An 18,051-nucleotide genomic window follows, 5' to 3' on the forward strand; every position below is an offset into this window, starting at 1 on the left:
GTGAAATGACTATTTGTCTTTGGCTACATACGGGGCGGTCATTTTTTTCGGATCAACAACCCGATCGAATTCTTCTTCACTGACGTAACCCAGCTCCAGGGCCGCTTCACGGAGGGAGAGGTCTTTGTCCAGTGCATGGTGAGCAATTTCGGATGCTTTGTCGTAGCCGACAACCGGGCTCAACGCCGTGACGAGCATGAGTGAACGCTCAACGAAGTATTCAATCTTTTTCGTATTGGCGACGACACCATCCACAAGATATTTTCGGAAGTTCTTCACGGAATCCGACATGATACGGATGGACTTCATGATATTGAAGATTATGAGCGGCTTATAGACATTCATTTCCAAATATCCGCTGGCGCCGCCAAATCCAACGGCGACGTCGTTTGCCATGACCTGAGCGGCCACCATGGCCAGGGCTTCGCATTGTGTGGGATTGACCTTGCCCGGCATGATGGACGATCCCGGTTCGTTGGAAGGGAGAATCAATTCGGCGAATCCGGCGCGCGGTCCACACGACAATAAACGGATATCATTAGCGATTTTAAAAAGTGAAACGGCAAGCGTCCGTAGCGCTCCGGAGAGGTGTACCAGGTCGTCATGCGAGCCTTGCACCGTGAATTTATTGGGGGCTGAGAGAAACGTCTGTCCGGTCAATTCGGCAATATGTTTGGCCGCAGCATCGGCGAATTCGGGGGCGGCATTGATGCCGGTCCCGACTGCTGTGCCGCCCAATGCCAAACGGCAGACACCGGGAATACATTCTTCCAGTCGCTTCATGTTATCGTCGAGCATGCCGACATAGCCGGAAAATTCCTGACCTAATGTTAATGGCGTCGCGTCCTGCAAGTGGGTGCGACCGATTTTGACGATGTCTTTGAATTCGTCTTGTTTTTGTTTCAAACCTTCTCGTAAAAACGCCACTGCCGGCACGAGGTGTTGTGTCACTCCCAAGGCCGCGGCAATACACATGGCCGAAGGGAAATTGTCATTGCTCGATTGCGACATGTTGACGTGATCATTGGGGTGGACCGGTGTTTTCGATCCCAGTGGGGTGTCGGCAAGTTGACAACAGCGATTACTGATAACTTCATTGACATTCATATTGAACTGCGTGCCGCTTCCCGTCATCCAAACATGCAGGGGGAACATATCGTCGTGTTGATGGTCGAGAATTTCATCGCAGACGTGTATAATGAGTTTGGCTTGTTCTTTTCCCAGTCGTCCTTGTTCAGCATTGGCTAAAGCGGTGCCTTTTTTCAAATAGGCATACGCCTGAATCATTTCTCGCGGGATGAGGTCATCGCCGATGCTGAAATGTTCCAATGACCGCTGAGTCTGTGCGCCCCACAGGCGATCGGCCGGGACTTGAACTTCGCCCAAGCTGTCGGTTTCAGTGCGATATTCCATGTGCAGGCATCTCCTTGAAATGAAAAATAAATGTCTCCGACGGCTCTGCACTCACTTTCACGGGGAAAGTTCCCCTGTGAAAGTGAGTGCAGAGACCCCATCCCTCCTTCAAAAACTTTTTACTGGTATTTATGATAACGCGATATTTTCTCGAGAGACAATCGGAAATACGACATTCTATCATTTTTTTCCGTGAATTGCAGTGAGAGAGGAAGGACATGGGGCCAGGGAAAGGGCAAATTTCTCTTCCTCTGGCCCTTGGAGATTTGAAAAACTTAGACTTGTTCGATGTTTTTAAGCTTCACGTTGGCGGCTGGCTTCGATGATGTGAACAGATTGTGGATGTCTTCCTGCACGATATAAAGACACGGCACCAAAAGCAGGGTGATGAAGGTGGCAAACAGGATACCGAATCCCAATGAAATGGCCATAGGAATAAGAAATCGCGCCTGACGCGAGGTTTCGAATATCATAGGCGCGAGACCCCCAAACGTGGTCAGAGTTGTGAGGAGAATGGGGCGAAACCGCTGTCTCCCTGAATCAAGAATTGCTTCCAGTGCTGTCAGTCCTTCGAGCCTGCGACGGTTGGAGAAGTCGATGAGGACGAGCGAATCATTGACCACAACCCCGGACAGGGCGATGATTCCGAACATACTCATGAGACTCAAGGAGTAGCCCATGGCAAGGTGTCCGAAAATGGCACCGATGATGCCGAAGGGGATGCAAAACATGATGATAAGCGGCTGAAAGTAGTTGCGAAACGGTATTGCGAGAAAGGCATAAATGGCCAATAACGCAAGGAAGAAGCCTGTTTTCAAGCTCTGCAAACTTTCGCGTAAATCAGCCTGACGGCCTCCAAAACTGAAGTTCAGACCGGGATACTTGCGCATCAGTTCAGGCAGAATATCTTTCTTCATGGAGTTAATGATATTTTCGGCCTGGGATTGCGGGCGTACATTGGCGGTGACCGTGATCGTTCGTCGGCTATCGGTGCGCATTATCGATGTGTAGGCTTGGCTCGGGGTGAGTTTCGCGGCATCCCGCAAATAGATTTCTCCTCCCGATGGTGTGGTCAGGACAAGATCTTCCAGCGTGGATTCGGTCGTCCGTTCATTTTCCGGCAGACGGACACGAACGGTCACCTCGTTGCGGCCACGCTGTTGACGTAATGCCTCGGCTCCGTAAAAGGAGGCTCGAATCTGATTCCCGATTTCTCGTGAGGTGAGGCCCATACGCTCACCGGCAGGCAACAGACTGACATCATACTGTCGTTTGCCTCTGGCCGATCCATCGTAAATATCACTCACCCCGCTATATTTCGATATCTGTGCGGCAAGGTCTTCACCGGCTGCTTCGAGTTGGTCACGGTTTCGGTGCGAGAGCTGGACGGAAAGTCCTTTACCCGAGCCTGGACCGCCACGGTCGGATTCAAAACTGATTGTTTCGAGGCCAGGGATAATGCCAGTTGCTTGCTGCCAACGCCGGGTTATTTCGGCTGTTCCGAAGGGACGTTCTTCCGGAGGCGTGAGAAATATTCGTGCTTTGACAACATTTTCATCGACAACCGAAAAAATACCACGGGACAATGCCTCTCCACCCGATTCTTTCACGACCTTTTCTGCAGCGGCAACAAGTTTATTCTGAACAGTACGTACGCGCTCAGTGGCGCTGCCGTACGGGAGTTCCGCTTCAACATAGGCATAGTCCGACTCGATTTTGGAGAAAAGCACAATCCCCATGCGACCGGAGGCAACATAACTGACCGTGGTGATCAAAATGGCGATACCGATGGAAATGACGAGATAGCGCTGGTTGAGACACCAACGGAGGAGTGGGGCAAAGCGATTGGCAATGAATGATTCCACGCCCTCGCTGAATTGGGTTTGTTTTCTTCCCAACCATGCGAGTGGGCCGGGCATGGGGCGCGGGTCGCCATGCCCGAGGTGGGCGGGAAGAATGAAAAGACTTTCAATAAGCGATATCGTGAAAACACCCACAACGACGACGGGGATGGTCCTGAAAACTTTTCCCATTATACCGGGGACAAAATAGAGTGGCAAGAAAGCGATGACGTTGGTGAGAACGCTGAAGACAACCGGCATGGCCACTTCCCGAGAGCCATCGATAGCAGCTTGCAGTCGGCTTTTCCCCAGGCTGCGATGGTGGTAGACGTTTTCACCCACCACAATGGCATCATCGACCACAATCCCCAAGGTGACGAGAAAGGCAAACATGGTGATCATGTTGATGCTGAATCCAAAAGCCGGAAGAATAAGAAACGAGCCAAGGAACGAAATGGGAATTCCCAAACTGACCCAGAATGCGAGCCGGATCTCGAGAAACAAGGCGAGACAGACAAAAACAAGCGCCAAGCCGGTATAGGCGTTACTTAAAAGCAAGTCGGCGCGTTGGCGGTAGACCTCCGAACTGTCACGCAACACATCAAGATGGAGTCCTTTCGGGAGTTCCTGGTTGACTTGATCGGCAACTTTGCGGGCAGCATCGGCAACCTGGATCGGAGTCTGGTCACCAACACGATAGACTTCGATCATGATCGCGGGCTTGCCGTTAAACGTCGCCCAACTGTCCGTGTCTTCAAAATCGTCTTTGACGGTCGCCACATCGTCAAGGTGAATGCGGCTTCCGTCTTCACCGGTCAACAACGGGAGCTGGCTATACCCTCGTCCTGTTTCACGTTTATCATCCACACGAAGGAGGACTTCGCCACCCGCTGTTTTCAAACTGCCGCCGCCAAGTTCCACGGAGTTGTTGGCTATGCGATTCGCGACGTCGTTGAGTGTCACACCGTATCGTCGCAAGACTGAATGCGGCACTTCGACAATAATTTCGTAGTCACGAACGCCACTCAGTTCCACTTGGGTGATGTTTGAGTTGAGAAGGAGTTGGTCACGTATCTGCTCAGCCTTTTCACGCAAGGCGCGTTCGCTCGTGTCCCCGGACAAAGCAAATGAGAGGACTTCCCGATGTCGTTCGGCGATGGCAACCTGCGGTTCTTCGATTTCTTCGGGAAATGTGGTGATGCGATCGACTTCAGCTTTGATGTCTTGCCAGAGCAACGTGACATCGGCACCTGTCAAGGCTTCGACAGTGATTACTGCTGAACCTTCCGATGCCGTGGACTCAATTTTTTTTATGCCCTCCAAACCTTGGATGGCTTCTTCGACGGCTAAAACGACACCGGATTCGACTTCTTCCGGCCCGGCTCCAGGATAGGCAATAATTATTCTTACCATATCGGTGGAGAATTCGGGAAAGACTTCTTGCTTGACGTTGTTGGCAACAATAAAACCGCCTACAAGCAGGAGAAGCATCAAAATATTGGCGGCAACGGAGTTTCCCGCCATCCATGCTATCGGACCGGTGCGTTTATTCGGGGAGGTATCGGGACAGTTCCGATCATCGGTATGCATTAGGAATCCTCTTTATCTTCAGTAGGCTGAGGAGTCGGACTGTCCGAGGCTTTGACGATTTCGGCCGTAGTCAGTGCCATGCCGGCAACCGGAGCACCGAGATCGGATGTGACAATGGTTTCTCCTTCTTTCAGACCACCTTTGATAAAAACCTGCTTATCGTTTTTCCAGGCCGTATTAACCTTGCGGATGTCGAGCTGACCGTCTTTTAAAATCCAGACGGTTTCATCTTCACGTAAAGCAAGTCGAGGAATTTCAACAACATTTTCAAGAGAACGACCGGTAATGGTTACGGTTGCATAGTCGTCCAAAAGCAAGGGCGGTTTCCCGTTATTCACGTCGTGGCCAAGGGGATCTTTGACGGCGATAAGGACTTTGGCCATCAATGTATTTTCACTCAGGTTTCCGGTCAGCCTGAGCGCACGACCCTGCCATTCTCCGGTTTGCGTACGTACTTTTGCCGGTGCACCTTCCGATGAACTCAGATCAAGGCTGACCACTTTATCCATGGGAATAGCAGCCTCAATCCAATATTCATCCGTGGCAACAAGCGTACCGAGCGTATCCGATTCACTTACCCGCGAGCCTTGCGCCACATCGCGCGAGATGACGATACCGGTAAACGGCGCTTTGACTTTTGTCCGTTCCAGATCCCGTTTGGCTTTTTCCAATTCAGCTTTGGCCATATTGACCTTGGCGACAACCTGTTTGAGGTTGGGCTTCCGTAGGATCAGCGATGTTTCGTGAATGGTTAAGGACGATGCTCGGCGTAAGCTGGAGAGTTCGTCTTTGACAATGCTCTGGTGTCCATTCTCAATAGCCAAGTCGGCTTCAGCCACGTCGAGTTCACCTTCTTTGACTTTGACTTCCGCTTCATAGTCAAACGGGTCTAACGTGACGATCACTTCCCCTTGTTGTACCTGATCGCCGGGGTTGAATTCTTGCGAGATGCTTTGGATCGTTCCGGAGACTTCCGGACGCATAACAACCTCACGAGACGGAATGATCGTTCCCGTGCCGGTGATGGTTGTTGTTGCCTGTCCGTGTAAAGCGGTCATCACGTCAACAACGGACGCCTGTCTTTGTGGACGCGATTTCGGGGTAATGGGTTTTGTGGCCTGAAAATAAGCCGCTGCAGCACCTCCTGCCGCCAGGACAAGAATCGGCAAGATAATTTTAAGTGATGAAGCAAGTATTGAAATAATTGAGCGATGTTTCATAGGGGGTCCTGTTCACTCTTCTGTCCAATGGGGATCAGTGTCTTGTGTTTGGAGTCGCCCTGCGAAGGAGCAAGGTTACAGGAAAGAGGCGGATTTTCCTTCAACAGCCGATAAGCATTTCACCGTTATGAGGCAAGGAAAAACAATGCCATATGTCCTTGGAATACTTTTTTTATATTCAACGTCTTATTATATATTGTTTTTGGGGAAAAATAAAGAGAATAAGAGATCGATGGTGAGGCAAAGGAGTGAAAATTAAAGGTATTGTCATAGTAGCAAGGTATGGTCACGGTATTCAGGGGGGTGGTATATGATTGCCAGAGAAATTGGTCTATAATTTCATCAAAAAAGAATCCTTAGTGGGCAATGCAAAGGCAATCCTGTCCTTTCACGGTGATTAAAAAAGTGGCTCGTTGTGATATGGTTTTTATTGCTTGTAACGGTCATGGTCCTGGCGGTGACATAATGTATATCGAGCAATGGAAGTATACCCTGCACACTTTGTGAGATTTTTTCTGGTATAATTCATGCTTCATCACATGATTGCTTCGATTGCGAGGAGCTCACGTTTTGATTCTGCTGATTTGAAAAACGAGGCACTCCCCCACGGGGAATAGCGAAAAGGATTGGACGTATTGTTCTCCTGTTGGCAGCGAGCGAATGGTCTTCCTTTGTTATGGGTACCGTCAAAAAAGGAGAACTCGTCATGGAACAGCGCATCTCTTGTCGTATTTTCAGGCTCACGATATTGCTCGTGGTAGCAGGATATGCCGCCCATGCAGGTGCAACGCCTCCGACCATAACTGCCTTTAGTCTCCCTGAAACTTCAGACAATCTTACTGTTGAAGTCAGTTTTTTGGCCACTGTTGAGAACGGTCTCGCCGGTTACTGCCTCACAGAATCAAACAGCAGCAGTGACTGTGTCTGGAGCTCCTCCAGTCCAACCCAATATACGTTTCAAAACTCAGGTTACAAGCTTTTATACGCTTTTGCCAAAGACCTTGCCGACGCCGTTTCAGACAGTGCGATAGCGTATTCCATTATCGTGACAAGTCCGGACGAGTTCAACATCATTCAAGCTTTAAGTGACGGCGCCCAAAGTACGACTATTGCTTTCTCAGGATTCGCCATGATGACCGGCCAATTGGGGCCACAGTCGTTTTTTCCCCCAGGCAAAGTGGCTGATTATTGGGGCTTCCAATACTTGCGAGACAATGACCCGGACGATATGGGACACAATACGAACTTTTTGACCAGAATATCTTGCAACATATTATATCTTCTAGATGACGAGCAGATTCAGTTGCTCAAGACCTTGGCCGAAGTGCAAATAGATACTATTAATCTGTATGCTTGGAAACGTTATCCCCTGATGAAGGCTTTTCGTCTTTTTGTCGATAATACCATGCCCACTGGAGCGACGGGATTGAATTTGGAATCCGTGAAAGACGCTTCGCAGGAGTTGTACCTTCTTGACGGCCAGATCAGCTTTGAACGAGCCGTAGTATACGCAGCGATCTATAGATCCTTAAATGAGACTCAGAAGGCGTATATCGATGCTATGGTTGGTAAGGGATACAATTCTTGGCCGGACATATCAGAGTCTGACGTCAAAGAAAAACTCCAAGGCTTATCTAACGATATCGTCGTTGCCATGATGACCTATGCTGGGGACCTCTATTCTTGGTATGCCGGATCAGTTGTTTCAGATGTTTATTTTTGTCCAGAACGGCACGGCACGTATTTTGGATCCTTCTACATGAAGGATGCACCAGCAATAGGTCACGCTGGCTACAGCATTGACGAGCAAATGACAGCGACGCTAGGGAATATTCTTTGTGACAGTAGCTTGGGCTATATTTCTGCCGCCGGAGCTACCAAGATGAAGGACGTATCCAATACCCAGAAACACAATTTGTATTCGAATCCCCTTGGCAATATTGTTTTAGCCAGAACAATGATCTCGGAAGCATTACGGAGTCTTATTGATTTCACTGAACCATCGGAAGCTGTGCTTTCCCAGGTCGAGGAAACTGTCGATACATACTCCGCTATGTATGGCGTGCTCGATGGAGAAAATAATTATTATTATGCGACGACGTTTTTCCAGTTGTTAAATAACATTGGCGATGATTATTTTACAAATGATCAAAAGGCGGCTTTGGATTCATTGCGAACGCAGTATATGACGGTGACGTACGAAGATGGCACCGTCATCGATTACTCTGACTGGAACATATATTATCTGTATTCAGCTGAGATACCGGAAGATTCGGAGCTTTTGATTTCCTACACCAGTGATAGCGCCACCAATGCTTTTTTTAATTTTGATGCAGGTCGTGTCGTGGTGCCCACGCTCTTGCTCCTGCTCTAAGGAGAATATTGTATGCCTCGTGTCTTCAAGTTCAACTTACAAAAGGTTCTTGATTACCGTGAGCGCCTTGAAGATGAGGCAAAACAGGCGTTTGCCGATGCCCAGGCCAAAATATTTGCGCAAAATCAGTTTCTCGACAAACTGCAGCATCAACTTGCTGAGCATGAACAGGCGAGTGTTGCTCAAAAAACACAGACAGCCGCAGAAATGATGTTGTATCGAGATTATAAGGAACGCCTTTTGCAAGAAGTCGCGCAGGCCGTCAATCGTCTGGCAGAGCTGGAGCAGCATTGCGAAACCTGTCGGGTTGATTTGGTAATCCGGTCGAAAGATCGGAAACTTCTCGAAAAACTCAAGGAAAACCAAGCGAAACGCCATGCTCGAGACCTTGCACACGCCGAACAATCTGAATTCGATGAAATGGCAACCGTCCGGTACAGGCCGAAAGATATCTAGACTCTTTTCTGTATTGATTCTTTTGGCGGCGGTGAAATTCGGTGTCCTTATGTTTATGGGGCTTGATGCCATCTTCCCCAATCCAGAGTCCTTTCCTACTGGAGTCAATGTATCGACATCATCGAAAGTGTTACCCGCTACGCCCGTCGCGACCGTATCCGCATCTGTCGTTGCCCCCGTTTTAAACGCCGTATCTCTGGCTTCTACAGCCCAAGCACAAACCAATGCTGCGAATGCACAGACACAGGCGCCCCAAGGCGCAGCTTCTGGCGATTCGCCGTTAAACTGGGATGCGTTAAAGAAAAAACAAGATGAAATTGCGCAGCGCGAACAAGCACTGAAAGCGCTTGAAGCAGAACTCAGCAAACGTGTCGAACGGTTGGACCAACTTGAAGGCCAGTTGAAAGAAGCTGTTGAGCAGGCGTCGGCAGCGAAGAACAAGAAACTTCGTCATCTTATTGACGTTTATTCCAACATGAAAGCCAAACAAGCCGCACAAGTCCTTCAAGATTTAGACGAAGATATCGCTGTCCAAATTTTGGCAGGTATGCGTGGACGTCAGGCGGGTGAAATTCTCACCTATGTCGAAGCCAAAAAGGCCGCCAAACTTTCCGAAAAATTGACCCAGTTTCAGGTGCTAGAACCAGGTCCATGAGCATACACACAGAGCATGAAAGCGGAGGAAGAGAGTGAACGTTCTCTTCCTTTTTTTTTGCGCTTGATTCAGACGCATACGGTCTTTCTTCCGACATGTGATTACACGCATTCTCAAGAATTCCGCTTAATATTGTATACGCCTCGGCCTTCAGCAACATGGAGGTCGGGGGCATTGGCCGACCAGACGACAACATGGGAGTTTCCGACACGGTTTCCCAGAAGTCGAATGGTTGCTTCCGCATACAGGTCAGCGGCTGGCGCCGGGCGAAGATAGTCTATGCTCAAGGTGATGGTAACAAGGTTATCCTTGGGGTTACATCGTGTCCAGACCGCAAAACCGCCACAAATATCGACAATTGTCGACATGACGCCGCCATGCATCATGGGCGGCGTTGTATGACCGACAAGTTCGGGTCTGAAGGGAACATGTAAACGGACACGACCTTCTTCGATAAAGTCTACTTTGATGCCGAGAAATTCGTGAAACGGAAATCCATTTTCAATGAACTGCTGGAGCTGGCTGAATGGCATTGTTTCCTCTTTATTTGTCGGTGCAGTACACATGATGTTCTTTGTGTAGGCTGCCTGCGAGGCTATTCAGTTGACGCAGAGCACGACGCATATGCTTTCTCCTTCATGAAGACAAATGCAAGTACTTATCTTCATGAAGGAGGATACACATCGCATCTTACGGATGAGTCGTCGAAAATGAATGAGACGACCGATTTTTGATCGTTATTGCTGTGTGTGAGAATTATTTTCCTTGTTCCAAGAAGAGGGAAAGCGGAATATACGGTTGAGGAAGTATGGAAAAATTTTGGAATACGGGGTGCTCATGGTCCGAAAGACTTCGTCCTACCGGATGGAAAGCAATTCGTGTTGTGAATGTTTCGGGTTCGAAAAGAATAATCTGTTGTGTTTGAACAGCAGATTGCGGATTGATAATATATAGATATCCATCTGATCCCAACCCGGGACCGTATCCGGCAATAGATTCCATCTCGTCCCGACTGATCGTCGGACCTGCTTTATTCAACAATTGTTGCATGGATTCCCATCGTTTCGTGTCCCAGGCATCGTTGGAGTTGTTGAAGCTTGCTGGAAGCATATTGCAGTTGACCGCGCCGATGGTATTGGGAACAGACCAGGTATGGTACAATGGAGCGCTGTCCACCGTACGGAGATGGGAGCCGCCTGGCAAAAGATCATTTTCCAATACTTCTACGGTGTCTTTATCCGCAAGCAGAGTGAGGTGTCCGTAGCTATATTGGGTGGAGGTGGATTGCAGGTGCGTGACAAGAGCGGCCAAGGAGTCGAGAGTTTCCATTCCATACAGCAGATCGAAGGGGAAGGAACGTTTATTTTCGCTCGTATATGCTTGTCCGGTTTCTGAGTCGAGAATAGCGGCAAAAAGGCCGGTGTTTCCGCTTCCGCCTGCAAGCGGGATGGTGACAATGCCGGTGATGCATTGCATTGCTCCTAAATAGCCAATGAGCGTGAGTTTTCGATTGTCAGGGAATGTGATGGTTGTGACCGCTTGCAGCTGAGAAAGTTGAAAGGTGCTTCCATCGTCCCAGTCGAGGTTTCGTACAACCGTCGTTTTTCCGGAAGCCGCGGCCTCAGGCAACACGCCGAAGCCACTGCATTGAGTTTGCCGGGCGACATCGCCGAGCAGGTTGAGCAGCCATAATTCGTTTGTCGACAGCAGACCGTCGCCCATGGTGTCCGTCGTCGTGTCGACAAGACCGAGAGCGATGGCGTTAACATCATTTTGATAAATTTCCGGAACTTGTGGTCGAATTTGCGAGGTACGCAATAAAAACAGTGTATAGATGTCGTTTTTGCCTTGGCAGGCGTCATGGATAAGTGAGTCAAGAAGTGCACCCATGTTGGGGACTGATGATTTGAGTAATGTTCCATATTCTTGCCAAACAGCAGGGCGCGTTGTCGATGTATCGGTGAGATCGACTGTTACACGGTAGTATTGTGTCAAATTCGTAAGAGATACGTGGGGAGATTGAGCTGTAAGCCCTTTTGAAGGACTTATGAAAAATATAATAAAAAGCAGAATAAGTGTGTGTTGCAAGATGTTCTTTTGCATATGTTCTCCATGCCTCTTGTTTTTTTCTACTTTTTGAATTTATAGAGCTCTGTATGCCTGGGGAAGGAAAGAGTCTGTAGACAACCTTCCTTTTATCAATTTTTCTGTGTTCGTACAGTATATTCTGGTCTCGATAAAATATGATATTCTATCAAAATAGTGTGGATTGACATGGATGGTGTGATTATAAATGCAGCTAGGAAATGTGTCGAGGAGAAATCGTGGTAGTAGTGAAGGGGAAGGGCATGCAGGGTGCGCGCATGCCCTTCGTCTTAAGGAGGGTTACGGCAATTAAACGAGGGTCATAACATTGGTGTACGGCTTGTTCATAGCGTCGGCAACCGGAGCACAGGTAATGTGTCCTTTGCAGACATTGACACCCTTGCGCAGGCAGGCATCGTTTTCAATGGCTTGCTTGACGCCATTATTGGCCAGGGCCAGCGCATACGGCAGGGTGACGTTGGTGAGAGCAAAAGTCGAGGTACGGGCAAACTCGCCGGGCATATTGGCCACGCAATAGTGAATGACATCGTCGACAACGAAGACGGGATCGTCGTGGGTCGTTGCATGGCTCGTTTCTATGCAACCCCCTTGGTCGATCGCGACGTCGACAATAACCGATCCCGGCAGCATGGAAGCGATCATTTCACGAGTGACAAGATGGGGGGCTTTGGCGCCAGGAATGAGCACGGCACCAACAACAAGGTTGGAGTTGGCCACTACTTCGGCCATCGTGTGCTTGTTGGACATCAGCGTTGTAATGCCATTTCCGAAGATGTCGTCGAGATAAGCCAAGCGACCTTGATTGACATCGAGAATCGTCACTTGGGCACCGAGACCGACGGCAATCTTAGCGGCATTGATTCCGACGACACCGCCGCCGATGATGGTAATGCGCCCGCGATGGACACCGGGGACACCGCCGAGCAGAACGCCCCGTCCACCGTGGGATTTCCCGAGGTAGTACGCACCGACCTGGGTGGCCATCCTGCCGGCGACTTCGCTCATAGGTGTAAGGAGCGGCAATGAACCGTCGGCAAGCTGGATGGTTTCATACGCTACACCAATAATTTTGCGGTCGAGCAGAGCTTCGGTCAACTGTTGAGCCGGGGCGAGGTGCAAGTAGGTGTAAAGAATTTGGTTTTCACGCAGCAGCGGGTATTCTTGGGGTAAAGGTTCTTTAACCTTGATGATCATATCGGCCCGATCGAAAACATCCTTGGCGGAAGGGAGGATATCCGCTCCGGCGGCGAGGTACTCGTCGTCGGTGATACCACTACCCAGACCAGTACCTTCTTCAATAAAAACAGTGTGGCCGGCAGCAACCAAGGCATGCGCGCCAGCGGGAACAAGACCAACGCGATATTCGTGATTCTTTATCTCTTTGGGAACACCGATGATCATTGAGGAGAACCTCCGCTTTCAGGGTTATACTTCTTTTCCCCACCGAGGAGCGCTGTGGCAAACGTTCGGTGGCGGATATGCCGGTGTAACATGGAATTGTTCGTCATCTTTGAAAATACAACATAATCCCCATGGAGACTTAAGGTGTCTTCTGTTGGCTCACTGCAAAAGCTTCGGGGAGCAGAACCCATTTTCTGCGCGAACGCATGACGACAAACGATTCACTTGAAGCGATGTCCCCTATTCGGGGAAGCGCTTCATCAAGGAACCGATAGAGATCGGCTGTGTCGTCGGACAAGACAACCTCGACAATGATATCATATCGGCCTGTCACAACTACAGCCCAATTTACATTGGGCAATTGTGTGATCTGATCGAGTTTTTCACCGAGAAAGCCATGCTTGGAGAGCGTCAACCCGACCAGCGCAATGGTCACACCCCGGACGGCAGCCGGGTCGAGCAGCCCTGCGATACGGAGCACACCTTTTTGCATCAGGTTTTTAATTCGTGAGCGTACGGTTGGTGCCGTCACACTCAGATGCTCCGAGAGTTTTGCCGGTGTTGTCTGGCCATCTTCGGCAAGAAGACGAAGAAGATCGGCATCGTGATGATCAAGTTGAATTTTATTCATGATTTTTCTTTTAGTGAAAAACTAATTTGTATATTTTTTCTTTTTTGAAAAAAATGTCAATATTTTTTTCTTTATGAGATTTTGAATGGTGTGCAAAGCGCTAGACCCCTTGCCTGCAACATGAAATAGTGCCCCGGCCATGTTTGAACAACCATTGAGAAGAGATTCGTTATTGTCCGAAGACCGGATTATTTCCGGTTTGTTTGTTCGTCGCACACGTCTTCATGGCCGTACTACGCGGCCTGCCGTCCTGTTTGTTCATGGTGGAAGCCATGGATATTGGGCGTTTTCCACGTGGCTCGATATCTTTGCGCGGGGAGGCTATGATGCCTACAGCATGTCGCTCCGCAATCACGAAGGTTCGTATCGAGTGAATGAGCGGGACTACTTGGCAATGCGTATCAATGCGTATTGTGAGGATGTAGAGACTGTGGTGTCGTATATCGGGAGTCCGGTGATTCTCGTCGGGCACAGTATGGGGGGGATTGTCTGTCAGATGGTGGCCGAGAACGGACACGCTCGGGCTCTGGTGCTTGTCGCTTCTGTTGGGCCCTGTCAACTTGGAAATATGCGACGACGGCTTCGGCAGGATAAAGTCGTACTTCCTGGAAGAGAAGCTGCCAGTCAGAGCTTTTTTTATGCTCTTTCCCCCGATAAACAACGCGAATATGCCCGTCGACTTGTACCGGAGTCACCCGGTGTCATGAATCATTATGGGTATGAAGGCGTCTGCATCGATCGACGCCGCATCACGTGTCCGCTCTTTGTTATGACGGCAGAATGTGACCGGACGTCGGTCCCGTCGGCGGAAGCGCTGGCCGGCTTTTACAATGCACCGTTTTACTGTGTCCCCGAGACTGGACACGATATCATGCTTGAACCGGCTGCGGACAAAGCGGCCGATGTTATTTTGGATTGGCTGGCTTCAGTTGGTTTTTCAAAGGCGGTCCGATGACCGGTGGGATTGTCTACGAATTTCTCAAATTGCAGCGTATCAAGGAGGTTTCAATGTCCTTTCTGCTTTCTGTATGTCTCGCGTTGTTCACCGTGCTGGCTCCTGCGAGTCCTGTTGCTGCCGATACGGGCAACAGTTTGTTCCAGCTCTCCACGTTGCCTGCTCTTATGGCCGGAGTCTATGATGGGGCGATGACAATTGAAGAATTAAGTAAGCACGGCGACTTTGGCCTTGGTACATTCGATGCTTTAGACGGGGAGATGATCGTGTTCAATGGCCGATTTTATCAGGCCAAGGACGGTGGATCCGTGGAGACGGTCATGTCCGAACAGACATCGCCGTTTGCACAACTGACTCTTTTTGATCCCGAAATGTCACTGACGGTGGAGGGTGTCACTGACATCAACACCTTGGTTGCAGCCATTCAGGCGGGATTGTCGTCGGTGAATTATCCGTATGCGATAAAAATAACAGGTGAATTTGAGAGCGTTTTATGTCGGAGCGTCCCTGCTCAAAAGAGGCCGTACCCTCCTCTGGGCGATGTTGTCGCCCATCAGAAGACATTTTCTTTTGAGAATCAGGCCGGTGTCATGGTCGGTTTTTTTGGGCCAAGCTACACAAGCAACTTCGGGGTTCCTGGATTTCATTTTCACTATCTTACGGCTGATCGCGAAGGAGGGGGACATGTCCTCAATGTTAAAGCAAAGACACTGCTTATCGAGATTGACGCTCTTGACTCCATCATGACCATCTTGCCGAAGAATGAAGCCTTTGCCCAACTTCCGGCTGCCGAGACAACAGCCCACGCCACGGATAAATAAGCGATAACATCGCAGTCGCAAACGGTCTGATTCGTTCCCTTCTTAAACGTTCTATGCAGTCATTGTGATCCACCTTGGCGGAAAAAGTGCTTTCGTCAAGGTGGTGCAATGGCATGTATGGAGCATTAGGTCATGCCTATTTTTCGGAACTCAAAAATCTTGTTTTACATAGTAAATAGGAAATAAAAGTTCCGCTTTGGGTGGAGCATTACAGAGAAATGATGGAATCATGCGCCATAAACTTTTGGCTCATGGATTGCTTTAGGGGCGCGGCTTTTCAAAGGAGGTCGCGCAATGGAAATGTCATTGTCTGTTTTAGAAAAGTTTATGTTGAAAATGGGGTTTCAGGTCGGGGATATTGTTGATCGCACCAGTGGACGTATCACATGTCGTGCAACGGCTCCGAACGGGTGGTCCGTCGACTATCCTTCCCCGTTGTATGTGTACCCAGAGATGGATCGACGGGCTGAAACACGTGCTTTGTTTGAACGTCTCGCCGCCTGGCTTGGTGAGACCAATTTGGAAGCGTTGACGACTTCCATCATAACGACCTGTATCACGTCGATTGAAGGGTTTGTGTGTAAAAATTGCGGTCGCTGCTGTACGAAGGTCATCGACGCGTATCAAGGACGTGTGAGCCCCGAAGAACTTGCTGAATGGATTGCTTTGGGAAATAAACGCGTTTTTCGACTCGTGCAAAAATTAGATCGACCAGATTACTCTCTTTATCGAGCATTTGTGAACCCCAAAACACAACGCTACTTTCCCCGTTGTCCCTTTTACGGCAAAACGCGAGAAGGCTTGATGGGATGTCGTATCCATGCACATAAACCACTCAAATGCCGTGCCTATCCGTATAATCGTCTCGCGGCGGAATATGCCGGTTGCCGGGGATTCGAACATCTGGAGCTTGAAGCTGACTGTGTCGTGACCGATATCCAGACAACCTGTCTCAAATGAGGTTGTTTCTATAGATCTTCTTTTCAGCAAACGTGATATCGAAGGTCGTGCCGTTTTCACGCTGAATAGAAAGCGTCGCGTGTAATTGTCCAATAAGTCCGGACACGAGAATAAGTCCTAAAGACGTTGCATTCTCCACCGTTATATCTTCAGGCATTCCTATCCCGTCATCTTGTATACGAAGGTGAATCGTATTTTCATCTTTGTGAATAGCAATGGTGACGGTTCCTGTCGAATTTTCGGGAAATGCATGACGTAGCGCGTTGGTCACCAGTTCAGTGACAAGGAGTCCGCACGGGATAGCAGTGTTGATTGCCAGTGTCACATCGTCTGTTTCAAGGCTGCGTACAATATTTCGTCCGTCACTGTACGCTCCAAAGAGCTTGAGGCTGAGCTTTTCCAGATACGTCGAAAAATGAATGCGATCGAGCATTTCGTAACTGTAGAGCTCTTCGTGTAAAAGGGCCATGGAGCGAATGCGGTTGTAGCAACTGAGAAACAACGGTTTCGCCGATGTTTCAGCGTATTCGTTTTGGAGCGCAAGCAAGCTGGAAACAAGTTGGAGATTGTTTTTGACTCGATGGTGAATTTCTTTAAGGAGTGCATCCTTTTCGGCAAGCGTTGCGCGAAGGTGTTCTTCACTTCGCTTGCGATCGGTAATGTCATAAAATATTCCGACGATCCCTGTTATATCGCCGTTACGGCGGCGCATCGGGTTCTTCCTGATAAGATAATGATGAAGACTCCCATCCGGGTGAACAATGTTCGTTTCTTGCGAGATCGCCGTATTTTTCTGCAACACATCTGCATCCATAGCATCAAAAAAACGCGCCTGCTCGGGGGAAAAAATCTCATGAACGGTTTTTTCTAAAATATCTTTTTGAATGAAACCGGCCATAGCACAGAATGCGCTATTGCAAGCGCGGTAACATTTGTTTGCATCTTTATAGAACAGGGGAGAAAGAAGACTTTCGAAGACAACTTCTTGTAATGAACTTTGTTCTTCAAGTTTGGCTTTGGCAGTATCAAGTTGTTGTGTGCGTTCCCGTATGTGGTTTTCCAATGATTGTTGATAGAGGTGGCGTGTTCGGAGGCGTTCGGCACGGTCGCTTGCGCGTTGGATGGCCTGTTCGAGTTCATCGAACTCGATAATGGGTTTGACAACAATATCCCAGGCGCCAAGATGAAGTGCTTCGATGACGTCTCCGATTGCTCCGGTCCCTGAAATGACGATGACGGGAATCTCTGGCAGATTCTGTTCCATGTGAGCCAGAATATCGAACCCGTTGGTTCCTGGCATACGCAGGTCAAGCAGCACGATATCGATCGTGGAGCGAGCGAGTTCGATAAGAGCCTTATCGCCATCGCTTACTTCCATAATCTCATGCCCTTGGTCACAGAGATAATCATTGATGGATTTGCGAATTGCATTGTCGTCGTCAACAAGAAGGACTCGACGACTGGGTGGTGAAAGCATCCCTTCTCCTCTGCGTATTGTGAATTCTTTCGCAGTATTGAATTGCTATAGGGGAATGCGTAGGTTGTGTCAAAGAAGGTATGCTCTGTGAGCACATTTCTCAGGTTGTCACAAATGAGTTTGCAGGCTACCTACGCAATCAAGAACATTC

Annotated in this window: 14 protein-coding genes; 6 read left to right on the plus strand and 8 right to left on the minus strand. The window is 49.1% G+C overall.

Annotated features, from left to right (window positions below; translation table 11 throughout):
* Window positions 1-9 precede the first annotated feature (9 nt).
* The 3 genes from fumC to G451_RS29005 form a co-directional block, all read right to left on the minus strand.
* Entirely contained in the window at window positions 10-1,413 is a 1,404-nt protein-coding gene (gene fumC, locus G451_RS0111790; RefSeq protein ID WP_027184425.1) for a class II fumarate hydratase, read from the minus strand.
* A 275-nt stretch (window positions 1,414-1,688) separates the two neighbouring features.
* Window positions 1,689-4,844: an efflux RND transporter permease subunit gene (locus G451_RS29000; protein ID WP_034641994.1), complete on the minus strand. Its 3,156-nt coding sequence runs from the start codon at window positions 4,842-4,844 to the stop codon at window positions 1,689-1,691.
* Window positions 4,844-6,064 (minus strand): efflux RND transporter periplasmic adaptor subunit, encoded by a 1,221-nt coding sequence (locus G451_RS29005; protein WP_051261415.1) that lies wholly within the window; start codon window positions 6,062-6,064, stop codon window positions 4,844-4,846. Before G451_RS29005 ends, G451_RS29000 begins: the two co-directional genes overlap by 1 nt.
* Window positions 6,065-6,770: 706 nt before the next feature.
* Here G451_RS29005 and G451_RS0111805 point away from each other — a divergent pair.
* From G451_RS0111805 to G451_RS0111815, 3 genes are read left to right on the plus strand one after another with little or no spacing between them, the layout of a single operon-like run.
* The gene (locus G451_RS0111805; RefSeq protein WP_027184426.1) at window positions 6,771-8,438 is read left to right on the plus strand and encodes a hypothetical protein; all 1,668 of its coding nucleotides are present in this window, start codon (window positions 6,771-6,773) and stop codon (window positions 8,436-8,438) included.
* 12 nt (window positions 8,439-8,450) lie between these two features.
* The gene (gene fliJ / locus G451_RS0111810; protein WP_027184427.1) at window positions 8,451-8,894 is read left to right on the plus strand and encodes a flagellar export protein FliJ; all 444 of its coding nucleotides are present in this window, start codon (window positions 8,451-8,453) and stop codon (window positions 8,892-8,894) included.
* A gap of 31 nt (window positions 8,895-8,925) precedes the next feature.
* Window positions 8,926-9,549 (plus strand): MotE family protein, encoded by a 624-nt coding sequence (locus G451_RS0111815; protein WP_245587815.1) that lies wholly within the window; start codon window positions 8,926-8,928, stop codon window positions 9,547-9,549.
* Between the two features lie 113 nt (window positions 9,550-9,662).
* Here G451_RS0111815 and G451_RS0111820 read toward each other — a convergent pair whose 3' ends face one another.
* The 4 genes from G451_RS0111820 to G451_RS0111835 all read right to left on the minus strand — a co-directional run bounded on the left by G451_RS0111820 (window position 9,663) and on the right by G451_RS0111835 (window position 13,687).
* Window positions 9,663-10,082, minus strand: a complete 420-nt coding sequence (locus G451_RS0111820) for a PaaI family thioesterase (RefSeq protein ID WP_027184429.1) — start codon at window positions 10,080-10,082, stop codon at window positions 9,663-9,665.
* Window positions 10,083-10,305: 223 nt separating this feature from the next.
* Window positions 10,306-11,652: a C45 family peptidase gene (locus G451_RS0111825; protein WP_027184430.1), complete on the minus strand. Its 1,347-nt coding sequence runs from the start codon at window positions 11,650-11,652 to the stop codon at window positions 10,306-10,308.
* 291 nt (window positions 11,653-11,943) lie between these two features.
* Window positions 11,944-13,056: an alanine dehydrogenase gene (gene ald, locus G451_RS0111830; protein ID WP_027184431.1), complete on the minus strand. Its 1,113-nt coding sequence runs from the start codon at window positions 13,054-13,056 to the stop codon at window positions 11,944-11,946.
* Between the two features lie 139 nt (window positions 13,057-13,195).
* Window positions 13,196-13,687 carry an Lrp/AsnC family transcriptional regulator gene (locus tag G451_RS0111835; protein ID WP_027184432.1) on the minus strand — a complete coding sequence of 164 codons (492 nt, stop codon included), beginning with the start codon at window positions 13,685-13,687 and terminating at the stop codon, window positions 13,196-13,198.
* 139 nt (window positions 13,688-13,826) lie between these two features.
* Here G451_RS0111835 and G451_RS0111840 point away from each other — a divergent pair, with 139 nt between their 5' ends.
* The 3 genes from G451_RS0111840 (at window position 13,827) to G451_RS0111850 (ending at window position 16,423) form a co-directional block, all read left to right on the plus strand.
* Complete coding sequence (locus tag G451_RS0111840) at window positions 13,827-14,642, plus strand: alpha/beta hydrolase (protein ID WP_027184433.1); 816 nt, start codon at window positions 13,827-13,829, stop codon at window positions 14,640-14,642.
* 53 nt (window positions 14,643-14,695) lie between these two features.
* The gene (gene budA, locus G451_RS29010; RefSeq protein ID WP_169727871.1) at window positions 14,696-15,463 is read left to right on the plus strand and encodes an acetolactate decarboxylase; all 768 of its coding nucleotides are present in this window, start codon (window positions 14,696-14,698) and stop codon (window positions 15,461-15,463) included.
* A 294-nt stretch (window positions 15,464-15,757) separates the two neighbouring features.
* Window positions 15,758-16,423, plus strand: coding sequence for a YkgJ family cysteine cluster protein (locus G451_RS0111850; RefSeq protein WP_051261418.1), 666 nt, complete (start codon window positions 15,758-15,760; stop codon window positions 16,421-16,423).
* Here the strand turns inward: G451_RS0111850 and G451_RS0111855 are convergent.
* Window positions 16,416-17,900, minus strand: coding sequence for a sensor histidine kinase (locus G451_RS0111855; RefSeq protein WP_027184435.1), 1,485 nt, complete (start codon window positions 17,898-17,900; stop codon window positions 16,416-16,418). The genes G451_RS0111850 and G451_RS0111855 overlap by 8 nt on opposite strands.
* Window positions 17,901-18,051: the final 151 nt, after the last annotated feature.

It is taken from the genome of Desulfovibrio inopinatus DSM 10711 (genome assembly GCF_000429305.1).
Taxonomy (GTDB): Bacteria; Desulfobacterota; Desulfovibrionia; order Desulfovibrionales; family Desulfovibrionaceae; genus Alteridesulfovibrio; species Alteridesulfovibrio inopinatus.